We start from the raw sequence: 25939 nt of genomic DNA, 5'->3' as shown, positions 1-25939 counted from the left end.
GTGTTGCTTTGATTCGGACAAGGGCATCCTAGCCGCGGCGAAAGACCCACTTCAGGGTAAGCAGCCCTCCTTGAAGCGCCACCGCCACTTGTCCTGGAGGAAAATCGTAACGGTTAGCGATAATGAAGGCGCAGAAGGTCGTGACTACGGCGACGAGTGGTGCGACCCAAAACATCGACCGAACTTCGCGCACACTGTTCTTGGCAACGAGGGGCGGAAGGATGAGACAGCCGAACGTGAAGAGCAGGCCCGAAACACGCATGGCCAGTCCAATGATGATTGCCCCCCACAGGGCAAGACAAATGTTCCAGCGGCGGACGGAAATGCCGACGGCGCCGGCCATTTCAGCATCCATGACCAGCAGCGTGATGGGTTCGTACCACCGCACCGCTGCAAGCGCGGTGGCGGCCAGCAGAGCCGCAAAGACGAGCACATCGGACGGCGTTGCTCCGATGATGGTGCTCGACAGCAGTCGATGGATCTCCTCCAGACCGTGGGGGCTGCGGGAGAGAACCAGCACAGCAAGACCGCCAGCGAACGCGTAAATCCAGCCGGTGATGGCCTCAGGGCTGTCCCTTCCTGGGCGGCGAGCGCGGCTTGTGGCCAAGGCTGCGAGCATCGCGAACGCCATGCCACTCAGGGAGAGCCACCACTCCCCGTCCGCGACAACGGTGAGCAGATGCGGCCAGGTTGCGAGGAGCCACATGCCGAAGGCAACTCCGAGAAGAGATGCCTGGGAAACCGCCAGACCTAGGAATATTTGATCTCGAGCCACGATCGCCACGCCAACCAAGGCGAGGAGCCCAGCAAGGCACCAGCCGGTGATGTACGTATTCTGGAACAGAGGCCAAGAATCGATAAACGATTGGATCACGGGTGGCGTCCTAACGTCGGCCGGAAATATCCTGCCGCAGCCGTGGCCCCAAAAACGTCTTGCAGCCGCTCGCGGGTGAGCACTGCCTCGACAGGTCCCGCTTCGACACGCCCGTTGTGTAGAAGGGCAACGTGAGTCGCGTAGCGGAGGGCAAGGCCGAGGTCATGGGTCACTACGACAATCGTGCGCTCTTCCTGCTGGTGTAACCGCCGCAAGGTCTCAAACAGGGCGTGCTCGGCGCGGGGGTCCAGTCCGGTTGTGGGCTCGTCCAAAATCAGTAAGCGAGGCTTGCGTACAAGCGCCCGAGCGATCAGGCAACGTTGGCGTTGTCCACCGGATAAGGCCCAGTAGCTCTTCTGCTCGAGACCTTGGAGACCGATGGTTTCGAGAGCCCAAGCGAGCCGACGCGCACGCTCTTGACGCCGAACGTTGAGGCCAACGAGGCCAAGAACGACGAACTCGCGCACGGTGGTGGGCAAGCTTTGATTTAGGTCGCACCGCTGAGGGACGAAACCCACGGTCTTAAAAATCGGGCCATTCGACTGCGTCTGTATGCGGCCGGCCAGCGGAGCAAGTAGTCCCAGCAAGGACCGCACTAAAGTAGTTTTACCCGCGCCGTTTCCACCGAGGAAGAACCAGAACTCTCCCTGCCGGATTGTGAAACTCACCTCGCGAAGCACGGGCTCTCGTCCGTACCCGACCGTGACTCCGACCAAGCTGAGGAGTGCAGGAGGGAGCGAGTTTGCCGATTCTCTCACCGCGAGTCTCCGGGAGTTTTCGCCGCCGCTTCAAAGGCAGTTTTCACCGCCCTCACGTTGTACTCGATCATCTCGATGTAGTCCTCAGTTCCGGGACGGCTACCAGTCAGATGCGCCAGGGGAACAATCGTTGCTCCGGTTGCCTCGGCGAGAAACCGCGCGTGGCGCGGATCGTAGTAAGGTGCTGAAAAGATCAAGCGGACGTGTTCCCGGTGCATCAGCGTTACCAACAGCTGAAGTTGCGTGGTGGTCGGGGGAATCCCCGGCTTCGGCTCCATGTGACCGATGATGGCGATGCCAAAACGGCGAGCAAAGTAGGGCCAAAGATTGTGATCGTCCACCGCTCGGATCGGTGCGTTTGGGAGCAGCATGCCCCACCAACCGGCCAGAAACTCACGGTCGCCCTGGGTGTCGAGAAAGGAAAGAAGTTGTCCGCGATGTTGCAGCAGTGCGAGTTTGCCCACGTCGTATTTCGATGCCAGCACCTCTCCGGCCAAGTGTGTGTAAATTTGCTGCTGGAACTGAGCGGCATTTTGCTCGAACAGCGAGCGCTGCTCCGGCCGTAACTGCGCGAACACTGCAGCAAGCCGCCAGGCGATGTGGACGCCGTTGATGGGGTCCAGCCAGTAATGGGGATTCCCGTAGGGATGAACATCTCCCATGGAGCGATCTACTGGACCAGCTGGCACCTCAAGTTTTTCGATGTTGACGGAGCAGTCGACGTAGCCGGCTTGACCAGGGAGGACACGAGCGTTGCGCGCGTTGTTCAGCAGCAACGGTAGATAGCCCACTTCCAAATCCATGCCTGCAACGACCAGGATGTCGGCAGCGGCTAAGAGTTTGACGAAACTTGGCTTCGCCTCGACAAAGTGCGGATCCTCACCGCCTTTTGTAAGCGAGGAAACTTCCACGGATGGTCCTCCCACGTGGCGGGCGATGCTTGCAAAGTCGGAAAGCGAGGTCACGACCTTGAGGCTCTCTTGCGCCAAAGATTGTGCGGCCGCAGCACACAGCAGTAACCCCAGGGCGAGGAGTTGCCCAGGCACACCCACGGAGAACCCACGGTTTGGCGATGGTGGACTGGCAACCTCTGTGGTTGGCAAATCGTTGAACACGACCATGGCGAACTCCTTTCAGTACTTATGCGTAGGATGGCGGCCGTAGAGAATTTCGGCACTGAGCCAGACGGTATGGGCGTCACGGTCCGGCAGAAACTGGGCTCGGTCGTAGTTGTACTGGAGCCGCAGGCGCGAGTACTCCGTGGGGAGCCACACAAGTAACGGCGAAAGACGCCAGCGGTCACTCCTCAAAGGGTCCAAGGCGCGTCCGGCAAGGCTTTGCCCTTTGCCGCTGGCAAACTCTAAGCGGAGCCCCGCGGCCCATCCATAACGAAATCCGTAAAGGCCTTGGGCGTAAAAACCTACGTCGCGAAGGATTGCTCCGGGTAACGGGACTTCGGGGAGCGGGGTCGGGATGTCCGCGCTCCCATCGCTGTGGCGAGGAACAAAGCCGTGAAGGGCTACGGTGTGTGCCCCAGCTTCGCTCGCTGGCAAGTAGTAGGCTGCAGTGAAGTCTCGTTTGTGAACTTCCCCCTGAAGCAAGAAGAAAGGCCACCCGCGAAAATTGTTTTCCGCACGCCAGCGGTATTTGAAGTCGGCCCCGTAGATCCAGGTGGTGCCATCACTTCCCGTGGAGTTTGGCCCATGGAGGATGTTGGCACCCAACAGCAACCCGCCCGACGGGGTGACGTTCCAGAAGTTTTGCCAGCGCACAAGGTAAAGTAGGTCTGCCAACGAACGAGTGCTCAGCCGCGTGGCAGGCCTTCCCCCGACGGGCTCCGATGTGAGGAAACTGGCCGTAGTTTCACCTTCGTTGGCATTTTGTGCCCCGAGATGCACCTCGGAAAACCAGGGCAGAGGACTTAACCAGCCGACTCGAACCCCGGGCGAGCGTAAACCTTCGGGACCGAGCAGGCGTGACAAAATGACGGGTTGATCGATCCAGTCCCACGCATGGGGGTGGAGCGGATTCAGGAGACCATATTCGGTCAACATGTGACCAGCCTCGACCTGGAGACCCCAAGGGAGGCTCGTGGTGGTGAGAAATGCTTCTTCGAGTTCTGCACCGTGGCTCGAGAACAGCACGTGGGCTTCGCCAACGAAATATGGGTCGACGGCGCCGATCAGCGACAGCTCTGCCTGTTGCAGTGTAAAACCCCTGCGGATCGGGTCATGCCCCCCAGCTTGCAGCCCACCTTCGAGTTCTGCATCGGTCGCGGTGGATGCCCCTGCGGCTACCATGGCGTCGAGCGACAGGTCGAGCAGCCGCAACGGTGTTCCACCGATCGTCGTCGACCAAACCGAGGTGGCCCCCGCGCCTGGCAAGGGAGACGATGGTGCTGTTTCGCTGAGAGCTCGGTCTAATGCCTGCGCGGCTGCGTCCTTCGTCGTAGCCCTCTGATTTTCTTGCAAACCACGCAGTTCCTGCTCGAGTGCCTTGAGCCGTTTCGCCTGCTCTTCGTGTCCTTGCCGCAACTGCTCGGTCTCGCGCTGCAGGCGTTCGAGGACTCGATCTTGGCTCTGTGCGATGCCTGGTGCGCCGAGCCCCCAAGCTACGCTTAGGGTGGCCGTGACCAAATACGCCTTCGCAAGAGCAAACCGCGGGCGTTTGGATAAGGACCCGCATTGCATACTGACCTCCTATTGTGAGCGATTAGACAGCCCCCCATCGCCTCTTGATCCAAGAAGCGACGAGGGCCTGCACTGACCTCGGTTCTCAGAACTTACGCGAGATCAGCTCGCAACGGAGGAGCTCGGGGCGCTGCAAGCCGGGGGGGCTCAGGCGCCGCTGGTGCGGTTGTCGCGTCGACCGCGGAAGACCTCTCCGCATTTGGCAGGGAAACGAGAACGATCGGCCCGAAACTGGAGCGCCCCGAATCTTGTGCGGCACGGCATGCGGCGCAGCTAAACGGGTCGTGCGAAACCTGGCTAGTGTTGCTCGTGCTGCCGCAGCTTGCTGCCCACACTTCGTCTGCTGCCGGCGATTTCCCGCAACCTCTTTTAGTGTGCACCAGCCCGTGGAACAGCAGCGATAGTGCTTGCAAGGTAAAGACAGCTGCTAGAAACAAGCCCAACCGCTTTCGGTACGAGGGAAACCGCAACAGCTTGAAATGGCCTGTTGCACGGTCGGACATGGCGCCTTCGGTTAGCGGCGGGACCTCTACCGGGCAAGGGCGCGGGCACGCACACGCGCACACGCATCGCAGGCCGAGCCGGGCGCGTGCTTAGCGCCAAGGAGGACTGAAGAGATGAAAAGGAAACGCCCTATGTCGCTCTGGACCGGCCCTCGGTTGGGGTGAAGACTTGGTTGGTGAATGGCCAAGCGCTTCGTTGGTTTTGCAGGTTGTCTAGCTTCGTGAGGAGTTGGGCACCGACATTTGCCGGGTGCAAAACCACATCCGCAACCTCACTCAAGCCGGAGCGCACTAGCCGCGATGTTTCTTCAGTGACTACGACCACACGGATCGGGTCAGCCGCGGCGCGAATGAGGTCTTGGATCGCGTCGTGCAAGTTGTCGCGCGCTGCTTCATCTTCGAGCTTCACATCCAGCAGGACAACTCGACCGTGCTGGAAGAGAAAGCAGCAGTCCCGCAGATGGTCGCAACCGCAAGTCCTGCATGTTTCGCCCCTGGAGTCCAGCAGCACCTCACAGACGACGCGCGCGTTGACGTTGTCATCCACCAGCACCAGCACTCGTTCCATTGGCACCTCCAGACAGTGCAGCTTAAGACGCCTGTGATTGCCGGTGCTTCAAAAATATTGGCGAAAACGATCGCACCGGCTCCGTGGTTGTGCACGACAGGTCGCGGGCTACCAAGTCAAGGAATTTCAAAGGAGAAGTAAGGATGAGGAAAACACTTGCAGGAGCAATGTGGGCCCTGGCGGTCGTAGCTGCGGTTGTCCCTATTGGCGATGCCTGGCAGCTCGCTCGCGCGCAGGCGAATGGCGTTCGAGACATCCGGCCCGAAGTACGCACGGCGGAGCGGGCGATGAACTTGCTGCAGCAAAACCTACAAACCCGTCTGCTCGCCGCCCTCCAGGAGGGAGGAGCGGTTGGCGCGGTAAGGGTGTGTCGGGCTGCTGCGCAAGAGATCACGGATACCGTTGCGCGCGAACAGAACATCGAGTTGGGGCGCACGAGTCACCGCCTGCGCAATCCGGTCAACGCCCCGCGTGCTTGGATCGTCCCCTACTTGGAAAAAGCCGCCGGAAAGCCAGCAAGTGAGGTGCAAGGGGCGGTGGTCGACATGGGGGACAAGATCGGGGTGTTGCGACCGATTGCGACCGGCGGCATGTGTCTCGTGTGCCACGGTGATCCTCGAGCATTCACTCCCGAATTGCGAGAGACTTTGGCGGAGTTGTACCCTCAGGATCGCGCCGTCGGTTTTCGCGAGGGCGAGTTTCGCGGATTCATGTGGGCCGAGGTCAAGAAGGCAAAATAAGGAGTACGTGCCCGCAGCCGACCATGGGAGGGCGGGTCCGTCGCGAGAAAGGAATCGAAGCTGCCGATGGCCCACGAAGTTGGGAACGAGGTGGCCACGGAACGAACAGCATTGACGAACACCGGACAGCGCTTTTATTGGCACGTCGGTGCGGCGGCAGCGCTTGGCTTTGCGTGTGGAACCCTAGCGGTGGCCGCGGCAGTCATTCTGCAGGCTTGGGTTGAAAACTGGGTGTTCAGCTTGCTCGGCAGCCTCCTGCTGTTGCTCCTAAGCCCACTCCTGGCGCTGCGGCTGCTCGCTTTACTCGCCGAAACGGGCAATGCGGACGAGCCGAAGTTGCTCGCATCCGTGGGCCACCTGTGGATGCGGCTCGTTCCCAGTGTGTTTCCGACCGCGACGGGCGCGGCAGAACAAAGCGACGGGGAAAGAGCTGCAACTGCGGTCGACGCGAAATTTCCCAACCCTCCCCCACGCTTGTCTCACCGGGTGGTCCGCGAGGTCATGGTTCCGCGACCCGACGTCATTGGTGTACCAGCCGATGCCTCGATATCTCGTGCGGCGACGATCATGCTCGAGCACGGAGTGTCTCGTGCGCCGGTTTTTGAGTGGGATTTGGACGGGACCGAGGGCGTCGTTCATGTGAAGGACCTACTCGCCGCGCTCATGCGCGGCGAAGGTGATCGACCGGTGAAAGAGATCGCCCGCCCAGCACAGTTCGTTCCCGAGACCAAGCCGCTGTCTGAGCTTTTGCAGGAAATGCAGCAAGGCGGGTTTCACTTGGCAGTCGTGAGCGACGAGTATGGATCGGTGAGCGGTGTGGTCAGCTTGGAAGACTTGATCGAGGAACTCGTAGGTCAGATCGCCGACGAGTTCGACCACGAGGCTCCGGAAATCGTACCGCTGCCGGATGGGTCGTATCGGGTCCAGGCGAGCCTGCCGATTGTGGATCTCAACGAACTCCTCGGAGTCGAACTACCGCATGCGAGTTGGAACACCGTCGGAGGCCTGGTGTTCGGTTTGGCAGGGCGGATCCCAGAAGTGGGAACATCCGTCGAGCTCGAGGGAGTTCGGTTCGTGGTCGAGCGCGTGCAAGGACGGCGGATCGTCACGGTGCTCGTGTACCCGCCGCAGCGCGCTGCGGGCACAAGCAGTACCTCGCGAACGGCAAGCTAGCGAGAAGGTATCCCGGCAGCTTGTTCTAACGCTTGCTTGAGTGCAGGCATGACTTCAGCGGCAGTGCCTGGCTGATATCCGGAGAAGGCCGCGCGCACGACGCCGTCAGCCACTATAAATATGACAGGCATTCCTGGTGCGGCGAGGCGGAGGAACTGCTCTCCCCCTGGATCGAATCGCAACTCTACTTTTGTCAGGTCGCCCACCCGTTCCTCAAGAAACGCGCGTGCCCGAGCGGTGTCGCTGTCGATATTCCATAGGATTATTTTAACCTTCGACACGTCGGGGTCCGATCCCAGGCTCCGGAGCAGAGTCGGGATCGATTCGTGGCAGGGAGCGCACCACGTCGCCCAAACTTGAATCAAGGCCACGCCAGGTCGCGGAAGTTCCAGTGAGGAGCGTTGCCCGGCGGCGTCGAGCAACGTGACCTTGGGAAAGGGCGTCCCTGCGCTGATACCGGTGGCGCGTGCCGGGCAGGAGCCAAGCGAGAGGCAAAGAAGCAGGATGAGTGCCCGCCCATGTCTGAATTTGGCCCTAGTGTTCAGAAGCGCCACACGACCCCTCCACGCAAGCGGAAATCAGGGACGATTTGTACCGCCGTGTTGTTCCGTACCGCGGGAATGTCGAGTGCGAAATCCGCACTCAAGGAACTCCTCCAAGTCCAGTGTAGCGCAGGCCCCGCGTAGAGGAACGTTGCGCCCGTATCGCCCACCCGCTCTCCGTTGAGAGAGTCGGTGCCTTTCGTGTCCAGCGTCAACAACGATTGGAAACCAAGGGTGGTGTCGTGGCGCGTGAGGAGGAAGAGACCTGGACCTCCGGAGAGAATGGTTTCGTTCGAATACCTGTACCCGTATGACCCAACGGTGCGGATAAAGTATTGGAGCGACGCCGTGCCGTAAAAACGTCGATAGGTTCCCAGCCACTGTGCGCCGAGGATGACGTCCGTGGACCCTGTCCCCAATGCAAGATCGTGGCCGTGGATCCCGCTGAGCGCGCCTGTGGTGCTGTGCCGGGGACGGAGTGTCACTGACCGAAAGACAGGTGGAACCTCGGGCTCCACATGGTCGGGTGTGTCGGCGAGCTCCTCCTTTAACCGCTCGGGACTTCCCGTGGGCAGCTTGACGCCGAGCGAGCAGGAAAGTCGATGCACGCTGGTTTCATTGACAGTGTGGAACACTGTAGCAATCGCGTGCACGGATATGTCGCCGACACCGCTTTCGGTGCCCCGTTCCGTCCCCGCCTCAGTGCCGCGCTGGAAGCCACGATGGATAACTGGTGTGTTGAGCTGCAACAGGAACCGGGATGTCCAGCCAAAACTTACCAGCAGTTGGGTGATGGAGCTATCCAGACACTCCTCGTTAGGATTCGGGATGCGTTCTCCATCCTGTTGCAGGGTGCCAAAGTGAGTGAATTGCTCGGCAACCCCGATGCGGGGGCCTGTCCGACCTTCTTGCAGTTCGGTTGCCGTATAAATTGCGCAAATGTCACAAGCTTGGCTCGGAGCAGGCGGGTTGAGGGTTGCGAGGAGCAGAGGGCATAGAGCGCAGATCGCGCGCCCGAAAGACAACGCGTGGTGTGACATTGCGAGTGTTGCCATAGCAAGGGCTGCTCGCGCGTCGATGCGGCGAATTGTCGCCAACGGATCGGGAATCTCGCCGGCTTGAATCGCTAAGGTTAGTGTATCAGGGTCCATGAGGTCTGAGTTTGGAGGGACACCGGCATTGGGGCCGGAAAATATTCAGCTTTTGTGGTTGGCTCGCCTCCGCTGGTTGGCCCTTACGGGGCAATTGCTGGTGGTCACCGGAATCGAGGCACTGTTGTCGATGGCACTGCCCTGGGTGGCGCTCGGCATCGTCTTTGGAGTGGAAGCAGCAAGTAACCTCTTGTGTACCTGGTTTGCGAGACGCCGGCCGGTCAACGAGTGGTGGCTCGTCAGCGTGCTCGCGGTTGATATGGTCTTACTGACCGCGCTCTTGCACATGACGGGTGGGCCGGTAAACCCGTTTAGCTTTCTGTATTTGGTTCACATTGCGCTTGCGGCCGTGACCTTACGGCAACTTGCCGCTTGGGGATTGACCGCACTGGGGCTCATCGGCTTCGGCCTCTTGTTTGTCCTCCCGCCCTGGCCAGGTTTCACTCCACCCGCAGCTCACCACGACCACTTGTGGCTCCACTTGCAAGGCATGTACGTTGCCTTCGGGATCAGCGCAGTATTCATCGTCTACTTCGTGCAACGTGTTCGTGAAGCCTTAGCGCAGCGAGAGCGCGAGTTGGCCGCAGCCCGCGATCTTGCCGCACGCCAGGCGCGGTTTGCGGCGCTTGCAACGATGGCGGCGGGCGCGGCTCACGAATTGGGAACTCCTCTCTCCACAATTGCGGTGGCAGCGCGCGAGCTGGAGAAGGCATTGCGGGATGCACCCGAGGAGGCTGCTGCGGACATCCGCTTGATCCGACAGCAGGTGCGGCGTTGCCAGACCATTCTTCAACAAATGGCCAGCGAGGCGGGACAGGGCTTTGGCGAGAACATGGAGATGGTATCCCTTGCCGAGTTCGCTGCCGCGATTGAAGAAGGTGGAGCGACTCAAGGAGCGAAGATCGCAGTGGAGGTTCACGGCGCGGACACGGCGCAGCGGATCCCCATTGCCCGGCAAGCATTGTCCCGGGCCATTGCGAACTTGCTGCGCAATGCGCGGCAAGCATCCCGCGAGGGTTGCCCGATCCAGGTGCGGATCCACACGGTCGACGGTTTGCTCCGGATCGAGGTGCGCGATCACGGTCATGGGATGCCCGCTGAGGTACTCGCGCGGGCAGGGGAGCCGTTTTTCACGACGAAGCCGCCCGGTGAAGGGATCGGCCTTGGCTTGTTCCTCACCCGCACGTTGGTCGAGCAGATGGGCGGACAATTGGAACTGGAGTCAGAGGAGGGCCGGGGTACGACTGCGCGCATCTTGGTGCCTGTCGGGGTGCGACAAAAAGCCGCCTTGCAAATGCGCAACGATCCGCCAGCAAAGGGGCAGGGCTTGCATGCGAGGGAAACGGCATGACTGCTTCGGAGCCGACCACGGAACGCAGAGCACTACTGATTGTCGATGACGACGAGGTTTTTCGCGAGCGCTTGGCACGAGCATTTCGGCAGCGTGGATACGAGGTGATCACTGCTGCAAACTACGACGAGGCTATGGCAGTGGCTCGACAGGAAGGGCCGGACATGGCGGTGGTGGATCTCAAGATGCCTGGGCGCTCGGGGTTGGAACTCACGCGCGACCTCCACGCGCTCGACCCGACGATCCGTATCCTCGTGCTGACCGGCTATGGCAGCATCGCAACGGCGATCGAGGCGGTGCGCTTAGGCGCGGCGTATTACGTGAGCAAACCTGCTGACGCTGACGACATCCTGGCGGCTTTCGCCCGGGCGGAGGCGCCGCCATTGGAGGTCAGCCCCGAGTATACTGCGCCTTCGCTGGCTCGTGCAGAGTGGGAGCATATCAACCGGGTGTTGACCGACTGCGGTGGCAACATCTCCGAGGCTGCCCGCCGCTTGGGAATCCATCGCCGCTCCCTACAACGCAAATTGCGCAAGTACCCGCCGCGTCAGTGACGCCGCTTGGCCGCGAGGGCTGTCCCATACCTCGCGCTGCGCCGCCGGTGGGTTTTCGCCAACCGCCAGTGATGTCTGCCTCGTGAAGGGGACGCTCACCGGGTTCAGACGATTTCCGCTAAACCACTGCTCCGCCAATGCCGACCTTGGCCCACAACCAGCTCGAGCTGGGATTCAATAAGCCCAACTCGGCGCAAAGGTCGTGCACCTTTTTTACGGACGCAGCCAAACGAGCGCGATGCACGGGGTTGTCCCAGTAAGCTTCTCGCAGGACCTGACGTGGGATCCCGTATGTGAGTGCCAGTTGTCGCGAAGGCTGCAGCATCAGTTGCGCCATTTGTCCCAGCAGGAGCGGTACGCGTAAGGAAAGCAGCACCCGGCGGTGGTACGGCAGTTGCGGCACGTGCAAGCGCAAGAAGGCACGGGCAAAGCACACATGCCGCGCTTCCTCGGTGACGTGGATTTGCATGATCCGGCGGAGCAAAGGATGGACGGCGTCGGCCTCCCGCAGCAAGGCCCGTTGTACGTAGTCAATGGGCTCTTCGCCGCCCAGCACGAAAAAGAAGAAGAGCTCGGGAAACCGGCGTGCCAGCCGCACCACGAACCGCGAGGCCAACAGCAGCGGCTTGGGCATACCTTGGACCGGCAGACCCGTGCGACGAATGAACTCGTGGAACATGAGCGAGTGCTGCGATTCTTCGATTACTTCATGGTGCAGGTAGCGGAACTCCGGGGCCCTTGGAGGCAGAGTCAGGGCGAACTCGAGTAGGCCCCGCTGCAGCACGTTCTCGAATTCGATGCCGATCTTCATCAGCGATGCATAGTGATGGAGGCCAATCCGAGCCCGGACCTCCACAGGTAAGCTGCGGTACCACGAAGTGGCTCCGAGCGGCTCCATCGGGTTCAGAGACCACCGCGGGTCGTCATCTCGGATGGCATACTCCTGGTCATCCCAGGGCACGTCCGTGAACGCGTCGTAGTGTTTCGCAACCGATTGGCGCGCCAGGCGGTCGACCAGTACGGCAAAGGCCTGCTCGTTGCTCTCGCGCTTGGTGGCTTGGACGGACTGTGCGTAAGCCCTTTGCATGGTTGCCCTCCTTGCACTTGTGGCGCTAACGTGACGCACGGCGTCATATAGGAGGCAAGACAAACCGTCAAGCGAGCCGGTAAGAGCTCCGCGTCCTTGGCTACCGATCGCTGCGCGGGTGGCCACGCCGCGGTCCGGCCAGTTCTCGTGGGCCGGGAAGCGCCCCCCTTTGTCACAGAAGAACGTGCACGCGGGTAGACCACACTTGCACGGGGCCACGCGCCGCGTTGTAGCCCGGATTCCAGATGTGCTGGAAGTCGAGCGTGAGTTCCAGGATTGGAAGAAGCGGCACGGCATAAAACACCTCGGTGATGGCTTCTGGCCGATAGTCGAGCCCCCCGTCACCCAGGAAAAAACCCCGCCCGCCTCTTTCCAGATAACGGCGGTGCGAAGGGGACAGCCAATTGACCCCGGCGGCGTAGCCGATTCGGTCGAGGCTTCGCCCCCACCAGGAACCCGACATAACGAGGCCAGCCGCGAGACTCCGATCGGCCTCTGTGAATGCATAGGTTTCCGTTGCCCCATCCGCCCAAAATCCGCGTGCAAATAGGCGAAGGTCGGCGGGAAGTGTTTGCTCGAGGGAGAGCCCCACGCCGAGCTTGTCGTGTGTATCAGTCCGCACACGGTCTAGGGACGGCGTCCCGCCGTCGCGTTCGGCTGCCCGCAACGCATCGAGATAGCGCGCCATACGAGCGCGATTTCGCATCGCGAGCAACCGTAAAGCCCCACCATAGTTGGCGAGCGTGTATCTACGCTCGATCTCGAGTTGATCCCCAAAGTGGCGAAAAATGCGCGAATCTAACGGAAGCTGGTTGGGTTGCTTCGGTTGCGCGAACCGACCCAGTCGAACCGCCCAGTTGTCCCAGTACAGTTCTGCAACGGCACCCCAGGAATAGCCGCGGGCGTCCGCCGCGTAGTCATAAGCGGCGTACGTCATGAATGCCCAGTTGAGAAAGTCGGTGCGCGGGTCGTGGGCCACGCTATTGTTGTCGAAGAGGTCGAGCAGCGAGAGGTTGCCGGCCGTCAGCACAAGGCGACGCGAAGCAGTCCCGAGCCGCAATTGGTTTTCGGTTTCCTCTACCGTTTCGCTGCTGCGGTCTAAAGCGATGTATTGCTGCATATAGAGGCGCGCTCGATACAGTGTCAGCCGCGGCCCCGCAGTCCGAGAAATCTCCCCATTGGTAAAACCGCCGAGCCCGGTTAGGCGTGAGAGGGGCACACCTTGGGCAGCTTCGGGATTGAAGTACAGAGCAGCCCCTTGCCAGAGCCTGAGGCCAAGCATGGCGGTGATGGTCCAAGAGTAACTGTCCTCGTACCGCGGCGATAAACTGTTCGGCCCGGAGTACGATGCGGAGAAACCGGGTTTGGCTTGGAAAATGTAGGTGGTCTGGGCATGAACCTGCCAGCGCTGGTCCGTTTCCTCCGCGTCGCTCGAGCCTGGCATGCCGAAGCAGAGAACGCCGCTGAGCGTAGCCACCGCCCACCTGCGAGAGCACACGCCCACCATCCGTTGCTTGAACCTCAGTCGTGCAGGCTCGGCAGCCGCAAGGGAGGCGCGGCCGCTGCCATGACAGCGGCAACTTCGCCCCCGCGCGTGTCGCGGGTTCGCCGAGTTTGCCGTCCGGCTCGCATCACAAGGCCCAGCTTGGCTTCCGCTTCTCCGCGAACGCCCGCATGCCTTCCAACGCTTCTGCAGAAGAGAACAATTGGCCGATCAGCTCGCTGGTGAAGCGGAAGGCTTCATCCATCGACATGTGGGGTACCTGGCGGACCAACTCCTTCGCATGCTGCAACGCTTGCGGGCCGGCCAGGCGAAGTGCCTCCAAAATCTCTTCCACCGCAGCCTCGAGCTCGCCGCGCGGGCGCACGCGATGAATCAAGCCGATTTCGCAAGCGTGCTCGGCTGAGAAGCGCTCCGCAGTGAGGAACAGCCACATCGCGTTTTGAATGCCGATCTTGGGCAGGACAACCACAGAGATCATCGCCGGAACGACTCCTACCCGCACCTCGCTAAAGGCAAATTGCGCCTCGCGCGCGGCAACGGTGAGGTCGCAAGCCGCAATCAGGCCTAGGCCACCCCCATAGGCAGATCCCGCGATTTGTCCGACGATGGGTTTCGGGCAGTGCCACATGGTGCGCAGCAACGTTACGAAAGGCTGTTCTCCGGCGCGCTGTTGGACGCCACCGCTTTTGAGATCTGCTCCAGCACAAAACGTATCCCCAGCCGCGCCAAGAACGATCATGCGCACCGCCGCATCGTCGATTGCTCGACGAAACGCCGCCAACAACCCCTCGATCATCTCCTCGTTCAACGCGTTCCGTCGCTCGGGGCGCTGTAGGGTAATCCTCGCCACACCTTGGGTTGCGGTGTAGTTTACCGGCTCCATTTTTGGTCCCCTTCGCTGCGGCTTACTGGCCGCTCGTCTCTTGTTCCTCGATCACCACGAGCACAGCTCCAGCCTCCACTTGTTGCCCGGCCTCCACGCGAACCTCCTCGACGCGTCCGGGATACGGGGCGACGACTTCGTGCTCCATCTTCATGGCCTCGAGCACAACCAGCACTTGGCCGCGTTCGACATGTTGGCCCGGCTCGACACGCACGGCGACGATCCGCCCCGGCATCGGTGCCGTGCAACCCCCGCGCAGGGTCTCCGCTTCGGGCAATGGGAAACGCGGTAGCTCTTCCAATGCCGAACTCCCCAACACACTGTCGACGTAGCGCATGCTTCCTGCCGCGGTGAGGCGATAGCGGCGGCGGATACCGTCGATCTCCACAGCCATGCCGTTCTCGTCCGCGGCCAACAAATGGCCTTTATGGGTTTCGCCATTTACCATGCCCTCGAATTGGTCGCCCTTGACAAAGCGGTACTCCACCCGGAATACGTCGTCTCCACAGCGGTACTCCGACCACTGCCGCTGGCTCGGATTGTTGCGCCAGCCGGAGGGAATCGAGGGGAGCACCGAGGCCTCGCGCCGGCGGCGGTGCTGGTCCCAAAGTGCGGCGGCTAGCGCGTGAACGGTGCCGACTTGTTTCCAGTCGGGCGGACTCAGCAGTTCGGGGTGGCGGGCGATAAAATGCGTATCGAACCGGCCGGCCTGAAATTCCGCGTGCCGCAGCACACGAAGGAGGAACTCCCGGTTGGACGCCACGCCATGAACCCGCAGTTGTTCGAGAGCCCGCTGCAGGCGTCGGATCGCTTCGGCGCGGCTCGAACCGCGAGCAATGATTTTGGCGAGCATCGGGTCGTAGAAAATCGTCACTGCCGACCCCGTCTCCACCCCGCTTTCGTAACGAACGCCGGGAATGGGCGCGGGCTCCCAGCAGGCGATCGTGCCCGTGGAGGGGAGAAAATCGTGCCAGGGGTCTTCTGCATAGAGCCGTGCTTCAATCGCATGGCCGTGCAAGCCGAGGTCTTCCTGGGCAAACGGCAAGGGGAGGCCTTGGGCGATCTCCAATTGCAGGCGCACCAGATCGAGCCCGGTGACTTCTTCGGTCACCGGATGTTCCACCTGCAGGCGTGTGTTCATCTCGAGGAAATAAAAGGCACCATGGGGGTCGACGACAAATTCCACCGTGCCCGCATTGACGTAACCAATGGCCTTGGCCAGTGTCACCGCCGCGTGCCCCATGCGTTCGCGCAGCACATCGTTGACGAAGGGCGACGGCGCTTCCTCGAAAATCTTCTGGTAACGACGTTGAATGGAGCACTCGCGCTCGAACAAGTGCACGACATTGCCGTGCTCGTCGGCGAGCACCTGGATCTCGATGTGGCGCGGATTTTCGATGTAGCGCTCAACCAGCAGGGCAGGGTCACCAAACGCGCTTCGTGCTTCGCGGCTGGCCGCCGCTAGCGAGGACTCGAGATCTTCCGGCCGCTCGACCAGACGCATGCCCTTCCCCCCGCCGCCGGCCGAGGCCTTCACCAGAATCGGGAAACCGATGTCGCGGGCACGGTGCAAAATTTCTTGCTCACTGAGTCCCCGAGTAGCGAACCCGGGAATCACGGGAACACCGACGTCGACGGCAATTTGCTTGGCCTCGACCTTGGTGCCCATCGCACGTATGGCCGCGGGCGGGGGCCCGACGAAGACCAGCCCAGCATCTTGACACGCCTGGGCAAAGTCAGCGTTCTCCGCCAGGAACCCGTACCCCGGGTGCACCGCATCTGCACCGGTGCGACGAGCCGCAGCAATGATCGACTCGATTGCTAAGAAGCCTTGCCCAGTCACCGGGGCGCCTAGCGCAACCGCCTCGTCGGCCTCGCGGACGAACGGAGCTTCGCGATCGGGGTCGGCATACAAAGCAACCGTTTGCAGCCCGAGCTCGCGGCAAGCGCGAAAAATCCGCCGGGCAATTTCGCCACGGTTCGCAACCAGAACCTTATGAAATCGAGACACTCTCAACCTCCCCACTTACATGCGAAAGACCCCGAAGGAGTCGCTTCCTTTGACCACGTTGTTGAACGCGGCGCTGATGGCAATGCCGAGCACGGTGCGGGTTTCTCGCGGGTCGATAATGCCATCGTCCCACAAACGCGCCGTGGCGTAAAAGGCGTGCGACTCCTGCTCGATTTGTTGCACAACCATTTGCCGGATTGTGCGATCCTGCTCCTCGTTGTAGGGCTGCCCGGCGCGCTCAGCGGCTTGCCGGCGGACGATGGACATCACACCAGCGAGCTGTTCCGGTCCCATGACTGCGATCCGGTGGTTGGGCCAGGTAAACAAAAAGCGCGGATCGTACGCTCGCCCGCACATTCCGTAATTGCCCGCTCCGTACGAGCTGCCGATCATGACCGTGAACATCGGCACCGTCGAGTTGGCCACGGCGTTGATCATCTTGGCGCCGTCTTTGATGATTCCGCCTTGCTCGTACTGCACCCCGACCATGTAGCCGGTGATGTTTTGCAAGAACAAAATCGGCACGTCGATTTTGTTGCAGAGTTGGATGAACTGGGCAGCCTTTTGCGACGAGTCGGAGAAGAGGATCCCGTTGTTGGCAAGAATTCCTAATGGGTAGCCGTGCAAGTGCGCCCACCCACACACAAGTGTGGTGCCGTAGTTGGTCTTGAACTCCTCGAAGTAAGAGCCATCGACGATCCGAGCGATGACTTCGCGGACCTCGAACGGCTTCCGTAAGTCCACAGAAGGAATGCCCAAAAGTTCTTCCGGATCGTACCGCGGCTCTTCCACCGCTCGCGTGCGCGCCTGCCCGAGTTTCCGCCAGTTCAGGTGCGCCACAATTTCACGGGCGATGCGAATCGCATCGCGTTCGTCTTCGGCGAGGTAGTCGGACACTCCGGAGACGCGGCTATGCATCTCCGCACCTCCGAGGCTTTCCTCATCTGCATCTTCGTTGGTTGCCATTTTCACGAGCGGCGGCCCGCCGAGAAACACCTTGGCTTGGCCTTTGACCATCACCACATAGTCGGACATGCCTGGGACATAAGCTCCACCCGCAGTGGAACTACCGAACACAATGCAAATGGTCGGCACGCGCTCTGCCGAACGGCGGGTGATTTCTCGGAAGGTTTTTCCGCCGGGCACGAAAATCTTTGACTGCACGGGCAAGTCAGCCCCAGCGGACTCGGTGAGGTGAATCAAGGGCAGGCGGTTCTTCGCCGAGATTTCTAAAGCCCGCAAACTCTTCTCCAGGCCGTACGGGTTCACCGCGCCACCCTTCACGGTGGGGTCGTTTGCGACAATCACGCACTCGACTCCCTGCACGACCCCGACGCCCGTGACGACGCCGCCGCCCACGGTATATTCCGTGCCCCACGCGGCCAGCGGCGAAAGCTCGAGAAACGGAGCGTCAGGATCGAGCAGCAACTCGATGCGCTCGCGCGGCAGGAGCTTGCCCCGTTCCCGATGGCGGGCAACGTACTTGTCACCGCCACCCGCACGAGCGAGCGCAAGCTGCTCTTGCAGGTAGCGAACCTGCTCCAGCATCGCCTCGTAATTAGCGCGAAAGGTGGCGGACTTTGGGTCGATCCGCGTCGACAGCACTGGCATGGCACTCGGACTCAGATTTGCAGCATTTTGGCCACGATTTGTTTCATGACCTCGTCGGCCCCACCACCGATCGTGAGCAAGCGAGAGTCCACGAACGCCCGCGCCGCAGGGTTTTCCCAACAATATCCCGCGCCTCCGAAAAGCTGCACGCAGGTGGTGGCCACGTACTGCAGCATGTTGCTGTTGAACACCTTCGCCATGGAGATGTCGCGCGTGGCATCGACGCCGCGCATCATGAGGCGAATGCAGCGGTGCGAAAACTCCTGCGCGGCGGTGATTTGGATAAGCATGTCGACAAATTTGTGCTGGTTCACTTGATGCTTGGCGAGCGGCTTTCCGAACACCACGCGTTCCTGGCAATGCTGTAGGGTGATCTCCCACAACTGCTTCGCTTGCACCGGCGCCATGACCACAGGGACCATGCGCTCGTCCTGAAATTGCATCATCTGTTGCTGGAACCCGCGCTGCGGGTCGCCAATGGTGTTCGTGATCGGAACCCGCACGTCGTCGAAGAAGAGCAGGCCTGTATCCGAGCCGATGTTCCCGATCTTGTCGAGCAGCTTGTAGCTAAAGCCGGGCGTATCCGTGGGCACGATAATTTGGGTAAAGCCGTTGTATTTGGCTTCCGGGTCGGTCACGGCAAGCACGCAGAGCCAATCGGCCGTGGCGGCGTTGGTGATGTACATCTTGGAGCCATTGATGACCCAATAATCGCCGTCACGCACCGCACGGGTTTGGATGCGCGCAACGTCGGAACCCGCGCCTGGTTCCGTAACCGCGATGGCGGCCACCATCTCTCCGCGGATCGCCGGCACGAGGTACTTTTGCTTGAGTTCTTCGCTGCCAAAGCGGTGCAGTGCCGGGGTGGCCATGTCCGTTTGCACCGAGATGCCCATGGCTACCCCAGCGTTGTCGCACAGAGCGATCTCTTCGAGAAAGATGGCCTGGTAAGAATAGTCGAGGCCGAGCCCACCGTAGCGCGGATCGTAGCGGATTCCGAGAAAACCCAACTCGCCCATTTTGCGGTAGAGGGACTTGTCAATCCGCCCCATCTTGTCGAATTCGCGGGCGCGGGGGACGAGTTCCGTTTGTACGAAGCGGCGCACGGTCTCCCGGAACGCGCGATGCTCTGGGCTGCCGTAGATGTCTTCCCCTGGTTCGTATGTCACGGTCGTCACCTCCGTGGCGTGACCTTCTAACGAAGCGCCAACGTTTGGGAAACACTCCTCAGGCTTCGCCTGCATTGACTTTCCGTGGCCCCTGAGGAACGCCCCAGCCGAGGAGGTCTTCGCCCATGGCTTGGGACTTTTGCACGGAGCCGGAATTCCAGCAGAAGTTGGATTGGATGGATGCCTTTGTGCGCGAGCGCGTGGAGCCGCTCGATGTAGCGTTTCCCGACCCGGCCGCCCCCTACGACCGGCGGGATCCCACGTTGCGAGCGCTGACGCAGCCAATGAAAGAGGAGGTCAAACGCCAAGGGCTGTGGGCGTGCCACTTGGGGCCGGAACTTGGTGGACCGGGTTACGGGCAGGTAAAGCTTGCGCTGATGAACGAAATCCTCGGGCGCTCGCAGTGGGCACCGACCATTTTTGGTTGCCAAGCGCCGGATTCGGGCAACGCGGAAATCTTGGCGGCCTACGGCACCGAGGCGCAAAAGCGCCGCTACTTGGAACCGCTACTGGCGGGCGACATCGTATCCTGTTTCGCCATGACGGAACCCCAGGGCGGAAGCGATCCGAGAGGCTTTCGTTGCCGGGCGTTCCGTGACGGCGACCACTGGGTCCTGAGTGGCGAGAAGTACTTTGCCTCGCACGCCGACCTTGCGGAGTTCTTGATCGTGATGGCGATCACTAATCCGGACGTGCCCGTGCACCGCGGCGCCTCCATGTTTTTGGTACCGCGCGACACCCCCGGGTTGAACATTGTGCGTCGCATCGGACTAGGGACCGAAACCCTCGGCGCCGGTCACCATTGTCTCATTCACTTCGAAGACTGTCGGGTACCTGCCGACCACTTGCTGGGGCCGGAAGGAGAGGGCTTCGCCATTGCCCAGACGCGGCTGGGCGGCGGGCGTATTCATCACGCCATGCGCACTGTGGCCATGGCTAAAAAGGCGCTCCAAATGATGTGCGAGCGGGCCCTTAGCCGCCAGGTACAGGGAGAGCCGCTGGCCAGCAAGCAGTTGGTGCAACAAATGATTGCCGATTCGTTCGTGCAACTCGAACAGTTTCGGCTACTCGTCCTATACGCCGCCTGGCACATCGATCAAGGCCACCGCGAGCAGGCTCGGCTGTACATTGCTGCGGCAAAAATTCAGATGGCTGAGGTCTTGCACGACGTCATCCGTAGAGCGGTGCAGCTCCACGGTGCGCTCGGGTGCTCGAACGAGCTGCCGTTGATGCGTTGGTGGGTTGCGGTGCCGGTGATGGGCATTGCCGATGGGCCGACGGAAGTGCACAAACTGACGGTTGCCCGCCAAGTTCTTAAGCAACACAAGCCGTACCCGGGTCCGTGGCCGCCTGAATTTTTACCCACACAGCTCGAGGCAGCACGGCAACACCTCGGCCTCCCATCTCGAGCTCGGAGCTCGCGGAGCGAGACAAAAGCGTAGGCAGCCGCCGCAAAGAAGGTGGCAACTCGCCTGGGACCACTGGTGCGGTCGGGTTACCGATAGCGGTCGCGTCGGCGGGCGCTCGGCCGCCGCCCGAGAGTCGTTGTGGCGCAAAGGGCGCTACAGGGCCGCTCTGGCACTCGTACGTGTACGCCCTGCGGTTGCCCTCGGCCCGAAGGGCCACCAGTCCGCTTCGGCATGGCCTTGAGAGGGTTTGCGCGCCACAGCCGCTAGGGTCGCCTCCAGGTGGGAGGCCTCGTTGCGTCGGAAGGCAGCGCGAGAAGGCCCCCAAAATCCCTGAGAGTAGCGCAAGCGAACACCTGCGTCGCTCCGGGAGTCCTGAACGACAGCTCAGTGTGCTGTGTGTTCATCCCGGACGACGCCCCCAGCCGCGGCGCTACACAGCTCAGTTAGGTTCCCTGCCGCCTCGCGCCGTGCCTCCCACACCTTATTTACACCGCCCGCACACATCCGTTGCAAAGCCCCCGGCCCGTCCGTGGAGGTGGTCGAGGAACCACACGCCAACGAGTAGGGGCATGTGAGCGGCGGACATGCGAACCCGTGGTGCAGATGGGGAGTGGTAACGCTGCGGTCGGGTCCAGCAGGGCCCCCGCGCGGTTTAGCGATGGACAACCAATCCAGCTCCGGGCATAGAGCGACGCCGTGGGTGCTGGACGGTGACTGGGCGAGAATCCTCACGGGCACGGTCGCAGCAGCGCGTGCCGCGGGCTCGCGGTGTTGCCTCGTGCTCGCGCATGCGGCCGCTGCGTCGTCACGCCAGTCCAACACCACGCGCGCGTTGCCTCCAGTCCGCATCGCCGCGGGAGAGTAGCATCAATGGCTGCCGTCCGAACTTCCCACTTGACCCACCCCCGCCGCCAGCGCGCTACAACTGGCCACCAGTGCGTACGCGTCGTTCTCCAGGCGCTCGCGCATGGGTCAGCCAGCCGCAGGGCAAGGGGAGGAGGGCATCTCGGACGAAACGTGCTGGGCTCACTCGGAGCTGGAAACGGTTGAGGCAAGTCCGCTTAACGATCGGCAGTTGGTCAACATCGGCTTCAAAGAAAGGCGCTCATTGTCGGGACGAGGAATCGATGCCGCGCGTGCTGATATGGCGAGCACGATCATGAATGCCGACGAAACCTGGGAACGTCTACGGCCAAAGTGTGCACGTACGGGGTCGTCGTCCTTGCCATCGAATGCATGCCCAGCTGAATAGCGGACGCTCACGTCGATTCGCTCAGTCGTGGCCCGAGTACTTGCCTTGCGCGAACACGGCATAGATCCCACCCACGGCGCAACGAACTTCAACCTTAGACCGTATCCCGGCCCGAAGCCTCCATGGTGGGGGGGCCAACGCTGTGTCTTCAAGGAATCCACGGTCCGTTCGCGAATCCGCTTGCACCGCCGCAGTATATTCACATTTGGCGGAATCCGAGCGTCAGGCATCCATCTCATGGCGTGTAATCCTGCTGGTTTGCATTTCGTTATCGCTGTACTGCTTACATCATTGCTCACAGGTACGGCGCTTTCACGGCACGTAGGTGCCGACAAGGCTTCGGGCGGGGCGGTGGACGTGCACAACTTCCTCGGATCCAAGCTCGATGAGACCGTCGAGATCCTGCGTTCTCGATACTCGGGGGCGCGGGGATTGTTCTTCAGCGCTTCCAAGATCGGTGGTTTAAGCCAGGCCTCGCCAGAAAATTATGTGCTCATTATTCCGGCACCCGGGCCAGAAGCGATCCTGGCGGTAACGTTTAGGGTGAGAGAAGCAAACAAGGACGAATGGCTTACCGCCAACATGGTAACGCTCTCGCTGAGTGGGGGGGGAGGTTTTCAGACAAGGAAGCGACGGGAGGAGTGTAGGCCAATCGGCAACTGCAAGCGGTGGCCAATGATCTGCTGACCAAGAACTTCCGCCTCGTGTTCGACTATGCTCTGTCCTTCGAGTAACAGCCCATGGAGGAATGCGCTGTTCGCGAGTGAACAGCGTACTGTTGCTGTCAATTCCCGCTCGCCGCAGGAGAACCTAAGCTGGTGGGCCCGAAAGCTGGGGGGCGTGCTATCGAGATCTGCATCGCTTGCCTCCTGCGACGAGGGAGCATGCCGCGCGGATTGCCAACGATCAAGGCGAAGTTGTTCGTTCTCACGCTGTCCGGGCAGCGCCTCGACCTCTCCGCCGAATTTCATCCGCGCTTTCCGCATGGGCGAGCGTCGCCGCGTTTTGTACTTCCGCTCGGACATGGTCCATGACGAGCTTGCAGCTCTGCTTGTGTGCGGTTGGTGCAAATGCTTCGCCGCCACAATGGGGGAGGAAGGGATTGGTTTTGAGCAATCGTCGTGCTTAGAAGAGGCGGCGGTGGTGCATGGCGGGCGTGTGTGGTGTCTAGTGTTGCGCGCCCGCCAGGTGTAGGCATCGATGTTCATCGGGATCGATTTGGGCGGTACCAAGATCGAGGGAGCGGTGCTCGACGAGCAGCGGCGTGTGCGTTTCCGCGAGCGGCTTCCCACCAACCGCGATGCTGGCTACTCCGCCATCGTTGCCCGGGTTGCTGAGATGTTTCGCGCCTGCTGCGAGGTTGCCGGACGTATCCCGCCGTTCGTCGGCATCGGCACTCCGGGTGCCGTGTCGGTGAGCGATGGCCGGATGAAGAATTGCAACACGACGTGTTTGAACGACCAGCCCCTGTTGGAAGACTTGCAGCGTGCGCTCGGAACCACGGTCCTGCTGGAAAACGATGCGAATTTGTTTGCTTGGGCCGAAGCCCTGTGCGGTGCGGGGCGTGGCTACGAGTTCGTTTTTGGCGTGATTTTGGGCACCGGCGTGGGTGGGGGGATCGTGTGGCGTGGGCAGATTTGGTCGGGAGCGCAGCGCCTTGCTGGTGAGTGGGGCCACCATCGCATCGCCCTGCACGGGCCAGAATGTTACTGCGGGCAGCGCGGCTGCGTGGAAACCTTGCTCTCGGGGCCGGCCGTGGAAGCCGAGGCGCTAAAGGAACGAGGCGTTCGGGCTCCACTGCCCGACGTGGTGAGAGCGGCGCGCAGCGGAGAGGCTGCGGCGCGGCGCGTGTTGGCAAGGTTCTTCGAGAATTTTGGCCGAGCTCTCGCTAATGTCATCAATATCTTAGACCCAAGTTGCATTGTGCTGGGTGGCGGCGTGTCGAACATCGAGGAGCTTTACACTCTGGGCCGCGAGGCGGTGGCGCGCCACGTTTTCGGGCGGGACTTCGCCACGCCCATTCTCCGGCACGAACTGGGTGACTCGGCGGGTGTGATTGGCGCAGCGCTACTGGCTGCGGAACGCGAGCGCGGCGGATGAACAGCAGGGAGCAGGCGCTCGTGACCCGGCAACATGGTGAGGAACCTCCGTCCATAGTTCGCCGCTGGTGCGCCAAAGTGGCGGAGTCCGCTGCGGCTCAGGTGTGGGTTCGCCGCGCCATCGTTGTCTATGTGCTCGCCGTCTTTATCGTGCGTATCCACCACGAGGGCGATTTCGCGGGTTACCTTCGCGCCGGCGAGCTCGTGCTCGCCGGACAAGATCCCTACCGCTCGACTGGAGTGAACAACACCTGGCCGCCGTTTTTCAGCGTACTTTGTGTGCCGCTGGCTGTGCTTGCCCGGCCAACCGCGTACCTGGCTCGCTGTGTGTGGTTCGTGTTGAACTTTACCGCACTTTGGTGGGTGGCGGCGATGAGCGCGGAGCTCGTTTACGGGAGGCGCATGACCTGGCGCGACCCATGGGGGCTCTCGATCAGCAGCCCGTGGGTGCTGGTGCCATTGTTGCTGAGCGAACGGTACGTGAGTAGCAACTTCGACCACGTGCAAATCAACATCCTCTTGTTCGCCCTCGTGTTGAGTGGGCTCAAGATGCAGGCCGAGGGCCGATGGCTGTGGGGCGGCTCCCTCATCGGTTTGGCGGCCGCCATCAAACTCCTCCCGCTGACGTTTCTCGGATACTTCGCGTGGCGACGGCGTTGGAAGGTGTTCTTCAGTACCGCAGGCACGTTCGTGGCGCTCTCGCTTAGCCCGATGCTAATCTGGGGTTGGTCACGGTTCTGGGATTACTTCGCTGGTTGGCGGGAGCGGGTGGAATCTGGATGGGGCGTTGGCCGGTTGAATCAATCGGTGTGGGCGATGTGGGACCGCTGGCTCGGCCACGGCATGGTTCCATTGGTGACCCCGGGCGCCCACGACATCCCTTCCTCTGGCTCTCCTTGGGTGCCAGTGGCGGTAGCAGGCACGCTCCTCGTGTTTGCTGGCGCGTTGTGGTGGCGAGCCTGCCGTACAGCACCCACAAGTTGGCAATCGTTGTGCGAGTGGAGCTTGGTGTTTGTTGGCACGGCGCTGTTCTCGCCGGTGACGTGGAAGGCGTATCTCGCTGTTTCCTTGTTGCCGAACATGCTGTTGTTCGCGGCTTGGTGGAACGCCGCACCTTCGAGCGTGCTCGGTCGCGCAGCCGCAACCGGCCTGATCGCGAGCGCAGTGACGAATTTGTTGTCACCCGGAATTCTGGGGCGCAACCTGGCAGCACGCCTGGAGATGGCCTGCGTACCTACGTTGGTCGGACTCGCGTTGCTCGCTGCGTTGATCTGCGCCTATCCGTACCTCGTGCCGCCAAGCGGGGAGGCGCCGCAATCGGCGGCGCAGACAAGGCCCGGCGGCGCAGCTCGCGGCTAGCGCCGAGCTTTTTGGTACGTACCCACGAGCTCGGCGTGCTCGAGTACGTGGCCTTTTATTGCTTGCTCGACCTGCGCTTTTGTAGCCGGACCGAGGTCGGGAAGCGTTGTGTCGAGAGCGTACAGCTTGAAAAAGTAACGATGGCGTCCGATAGGCGGGCAGGGCCCCCCGTAGCCCGTGCGCTTCCAATCGTTGAGCCCCTCTTTGGTGCCAGGCGGAAGCTGTTGCCGACTGACTCCCTCGGGCAAGGCGGTTGCGTCGGGAGGCAAGTTGTAAAGTACCCAGTGAACCCACGTCATGCGTGGCGCCGCCGGGTCGGGAGCATCGGGGTCGTCGACGATCAGCACCAGACTCTTCGCCCCTTGAGGTACGTCAGACCAGCGCAGCGGCGGCGATATGTCGTCGCCGTCGCAAGTGTACTTCGCGGGAATCGCGCCATTGTGCGAAAATGCTGGCGACTCGATTTTGAGTGCCATGGCCTGTCCTCCCTTGAATGCCAAAGCTGCAACCAAAGCGAGCAGAAAAGGCACCGCCGGAACATGCCGCCGTTTCCGCCCGAGTGATTGCCGATCGGCGCACTTCACATTCAGCACCGCTCTCTCGACCGGCATCGAACATACACCTCTCGATTGCTTTGGAAAAGAGCTTTGC

At 61.5% G+C, this 25939-nt stretch carries 23 protein-coding genes; 9 read left to right on the top strand and 14 right to left on the bottom strand.

What is annotated here, in order from left to right:
* Positions 1 to 28: 28 nt before the first annotated feature.
* The 5 genes from N3C12_10945 to N3C12_10925 form a co-directional block, all read right to left on the bottom strand.
* Positions 29 to 874 (bottom strand): metal ABC transporter permease, encoded by an 846-nt coding sequence (locus N3C12_10945; GenBank protein ID MCX8072955.1) that lies wholly within the window; start codon positions 872 to 874, stop codon positions 29 to 31.
* Positions 871 to 1632: an ABC transporter ATP-binding protein gene (locus N3C12_10940; protein MCX8072954.1), complete on the bottom strand. Its 762-nt coding sequence runs from the start codon at positions 1630 to 1632 to the stop codon at positions 871 to 873. Before N3C12_10940 ends, N3C12_10945 begins: the two co-directional genes overlap by 4 nt.
* Positions 1629 to 2753: a metal ABC transporter substrate-binding protein gene (locus tag N3C12_10935; GenBank protein MCX8072953.1), complete on the bottom strand. Its 1125-nt coding sequence runs from the start codon at positions 2751 to 2753 to the stop codon at positions 1629 to 1631. Before N3C12_10935 ends, N3C12_10940 begins: the two co-directional genes overlap by 4 nt.
* Positions 2754 to 2765: 12 nt before the next feature.
* On the bottom strand, positions 2766 to 4322 hold the full coding sequence (locus N3C12_10930) for a hypothetical protein (protein MCX8072952.1): 1557 nt from the start codon (positions 4320 to 4322) through the stop codon (positions 2766 to 2768).
* Between the two features lie 633 nt (positions 4323 to 4955).
* Positions 4956 to 5393, bottom strand: a complete 438-nt coding sequence (locus N3C12_10925) for a hypothetical protein (protein ID MCX8072951.1) — start codon at positions 5391 to 5393, stop codon at positions 4956 to 4958.
* A 143-nt stretch (positions 5394 to 5536) separates the two neighbouring features.
* On the opposite strand from N3C12_10925, the gene N3C12_10920 reads away from it, so the two are divergent.
* Both N3C12_10920 and N3C12_10915 read left to right on the top strand, forming a co-directional pair.
* The gene (locus tag N3C12_10920) at positions 5537 to 6133 is read left to right on the top strand and encodes a DUF3365 domain-containing protein (GenBank protein ID MCX8072950.1); all 597 of its coding nucleotides are present in this window, start codon (positions 5537 to 5539) and stop codon (positions 6131 to 6133) included.
* A 66-nt stretch (positions 6134 to 6199) separates the two neighbouring features.
* Complete coding sequence (locus N3C12_10915) at positions 6200 to 7306, top strand: hemolysin family protein (protein ID MCX8072949.1); 1107 nt, start codon at positions 6200 to 6202, stop codon at positions 7304 to 7306.
* Here the strand turns inward: N3C12_10915 and N3C12_10910 are convergent.
* Together N3C12_10910 and N3C12_10905 are read right to left on the bottom strand one after the other, a co-directional pair.
* Complete coding sequence (locus N3C12_10910) at positions 7303 to 7860, bottom strand: TlpA family protein disulfide reductase (GenBank protein ID MCX8072948.1); 558 nt, start codon at positions 7858 to 7860, stop codon at positions 7303 to 7305. The two genes, N3C12_10915 and N3C12_10910, sit on opposite strands and share 4 nt — an antisense overlap.
* On the bottom strand, positions 7848 to 8999 hold the full coding sequence (locus tag N3C12_10905) for a hypothetical protein (GenBank protein MCX8072947.1): 1152 nt from the start codon (positions 8997 to 8999) through the stop codon (positions 7848 to 7850). The genes N3C12_10910 and N3C12_10905 overlap by 13 nt, the downstream gene beginning before the upstream one ends.
* Between N3C12_10905 and N3C12_10900 the strand changes: the two genes are divergently transcribed.
* Complete coding sequence (locus N3C12_10900; GenBank protein ID MCX8072946.1) at positions 8998 to 10350, top strand: ATP-binding protein; 1353 nt, start codon at positions 8998 to 9000, stop codon at positions 10348 to 10350. The genes N3C12_10905 and N3C12_10900 overlap by 2 nt on opposite strands.
* Complete coding sequence (locus N3C12_10895) at positions 10347 to 10904, top strand: response regulator (GenBank protein MCX8072945.1); 558 nt, start codon at positions 10347 to 10349, stop codon at positions 10902 to 10904. The genes N3C12_10900 and N3C12_10895 overlap by 4 nt, the downstream gene beginning before the upstream one ends.
* 118 nt (positions 10905 to 11022) lie before the next feature.
* On the opposite strand, the gene N3C12_10890 is transcribed toward N3C12_10895, so the two are convergent.
* From N3C12_10890 to N3C12_10865, 6 genes are all read right to left on the bottom strand, one after another.
* Positions 11023 to 11991, bottom strand: coding sequence for a diiron oxygenase (locus N3C12_10890; GenBank protein ID MCX8072944.1), 969 nt, complete (start codon positions 11989 to 11991; stop codon positions 11023 to 11025).
* A 172-nt stretch (positions 11992 to 12163) separates the two neighbouring features.
* Positions 12164 to 13468 (bottom strand): carbohydrate porin, encoded by a 1305-nt coding sequence (locus tag N3C12_10885; GenBank protein ID MCX8072943.1) that lies wholly within the window; start codon positions 13466 to 13468, stop codon positions 12164 to 12166.
* A 154-nt stretch (positions 13469 to 13622) separates the two neighbouring features.
* Positions 13623 to 14378 carry an enoyl-CoA hydratase-related protein gene (locus N3C12_10880; protein ID MCX8072942.1) on the bottom strand — a complete coding sequence of 252 codons (756 nt, stop codon included), beginning with the start codon at positions 14376 to 14378 and terminating at the stop codon, positions 13623 to 13625.
* Between the two features lie 22 nt (positions 14379 to 14400).
* Complete coding sequence (locus N3C12_10875; GenBank protein MCX8072941.1) at positions 14401 to 16389, bottom strand: biotin/lipoyl-binding protein; 1989 nt, start codon at positions 16387 to 16389, stop codon at positions 14401 to 14403.
* A 15-nt stretch (positions 16390 to 16404) separates the two neighbouring features.
* Positions 16405 to 18000, bottom strand: a complete 1596-nt coding sequence (locus N3C12_10870; protein MCX8072940.1) for an acyl-CoA carboxylase subunit beta — start codon at positions 17998 to 18000, stop codon at positions 16405 to 16407.
* Between the two features lie 11 nt (positions 18001 to 18011).
* Positions 18012 to 19169, bottom strand: coding sequence for an acyl-CoA dehydrogenase family protein (locus tag N3C12_10865; GenBank protein ID MCX8072939.1), 1158 nt, complete (start codon positions 19167 to 19169; stop codon positions 18012 to 18014).
* A gap of 125 nt (positions 19170 to 19294) precedes the next feature.
* Here N3C12_10865 and N3C12_10860 point away from each other — a divergent pair, with 125 nt between their 5' ends.
* The 5 genes from N3C12_10860 to N3C12_10840 all read left to right on the top strand — a co-directional run bounded on the left by N3C12_10860 (position 19295) and on the right by N3C12_10840 (position 25288).
* Positions 19295 to 20611: an acyl-CoA dehydrogenase family protein gene (locus N3C12_10860; GenBank protein MCX8072938.1), complete on the top strand. Its 1317-nt coding sequence runs from the start codon at positions 19295 to 19297 to the stop codon at positions 20609 to 20611.
* 1456 nt (positions 20612 to 22067) lie between these two features.
* A complete protein-coding gene (locus tag N3C12_10855; GenBank protein ID MCX8072937.1) occupies positions 22068 to 22517 on the top strand; it encodes a hypothetical protein in 450 nt (149 codons plus the stop codon).
* Positions 22518 to 22714: 197 nt separating this feature from the next.
* Positions 22715 to 22864 (top strand): hypothetical protein, encoded by a 150-nt coding sequence (locus N3C12_10850; GenBank protein ID MCX8072936.1) that lies wholly within the window; start codon positions 22715 to 22717, stop codon positions 22862 to 22864.
* A 166-nt stretch (positions 22865 to 23030) separates the two neighbouring features.
* Positions 23031 to 23930 carry an ROK family protein gene (locus tag N3C12_10845; protein MCX8072935.1) on the top strand — a complete coding sequence of 300 codons (900 nt, stop codon included), beginning with the start codon at positions 23031 to 23033 and terminating at the stop codon, positions 23928 to 23930.
* Between the two features lie 20 nt (positions 23931 to 23950).
* On the top strand, positions 23951 to 25288 hold the full coding sequence (locus N3C12_10840; protein ID MCX8072934.1) for a DUF2029 domain-containing protein: 1338 nt from the start codon (positions 23951 to 23953) through the stop codon (positions 25286 to 25288).
* Here N3C12_10840 and N3C12_10835 read toward each other — a convergent pair.
* A complete protein-coding gene (locus tag N3C12_10835) occupies positions 25285 to 25899 on the bottom strand; it encodes a YbhB/YbcL family Raf kinase inhibitor-like protein (GenBank protein MCX8072933.1) in 615 nt (204 codons plus the stop codon). The two genes, N3C12_10840 and N3C12_10835, sit on opposite strands and share 4 nt — an antisense overlap.
* Positions 25900 to 25939 lie beyond the last annotated feature (40 nt).

This window comes from Candidatus Binatia bacterium (assembly GCA_026415395.1).
Classification (GTDB): domain Bacteria; phylum Desulfobacterota; class Binatia; order HRBIN30; family HRBIN30; genus HRBIN30.
This window is presented reverse-complemented; position numbering and strand designations above follow the sequence as displayed.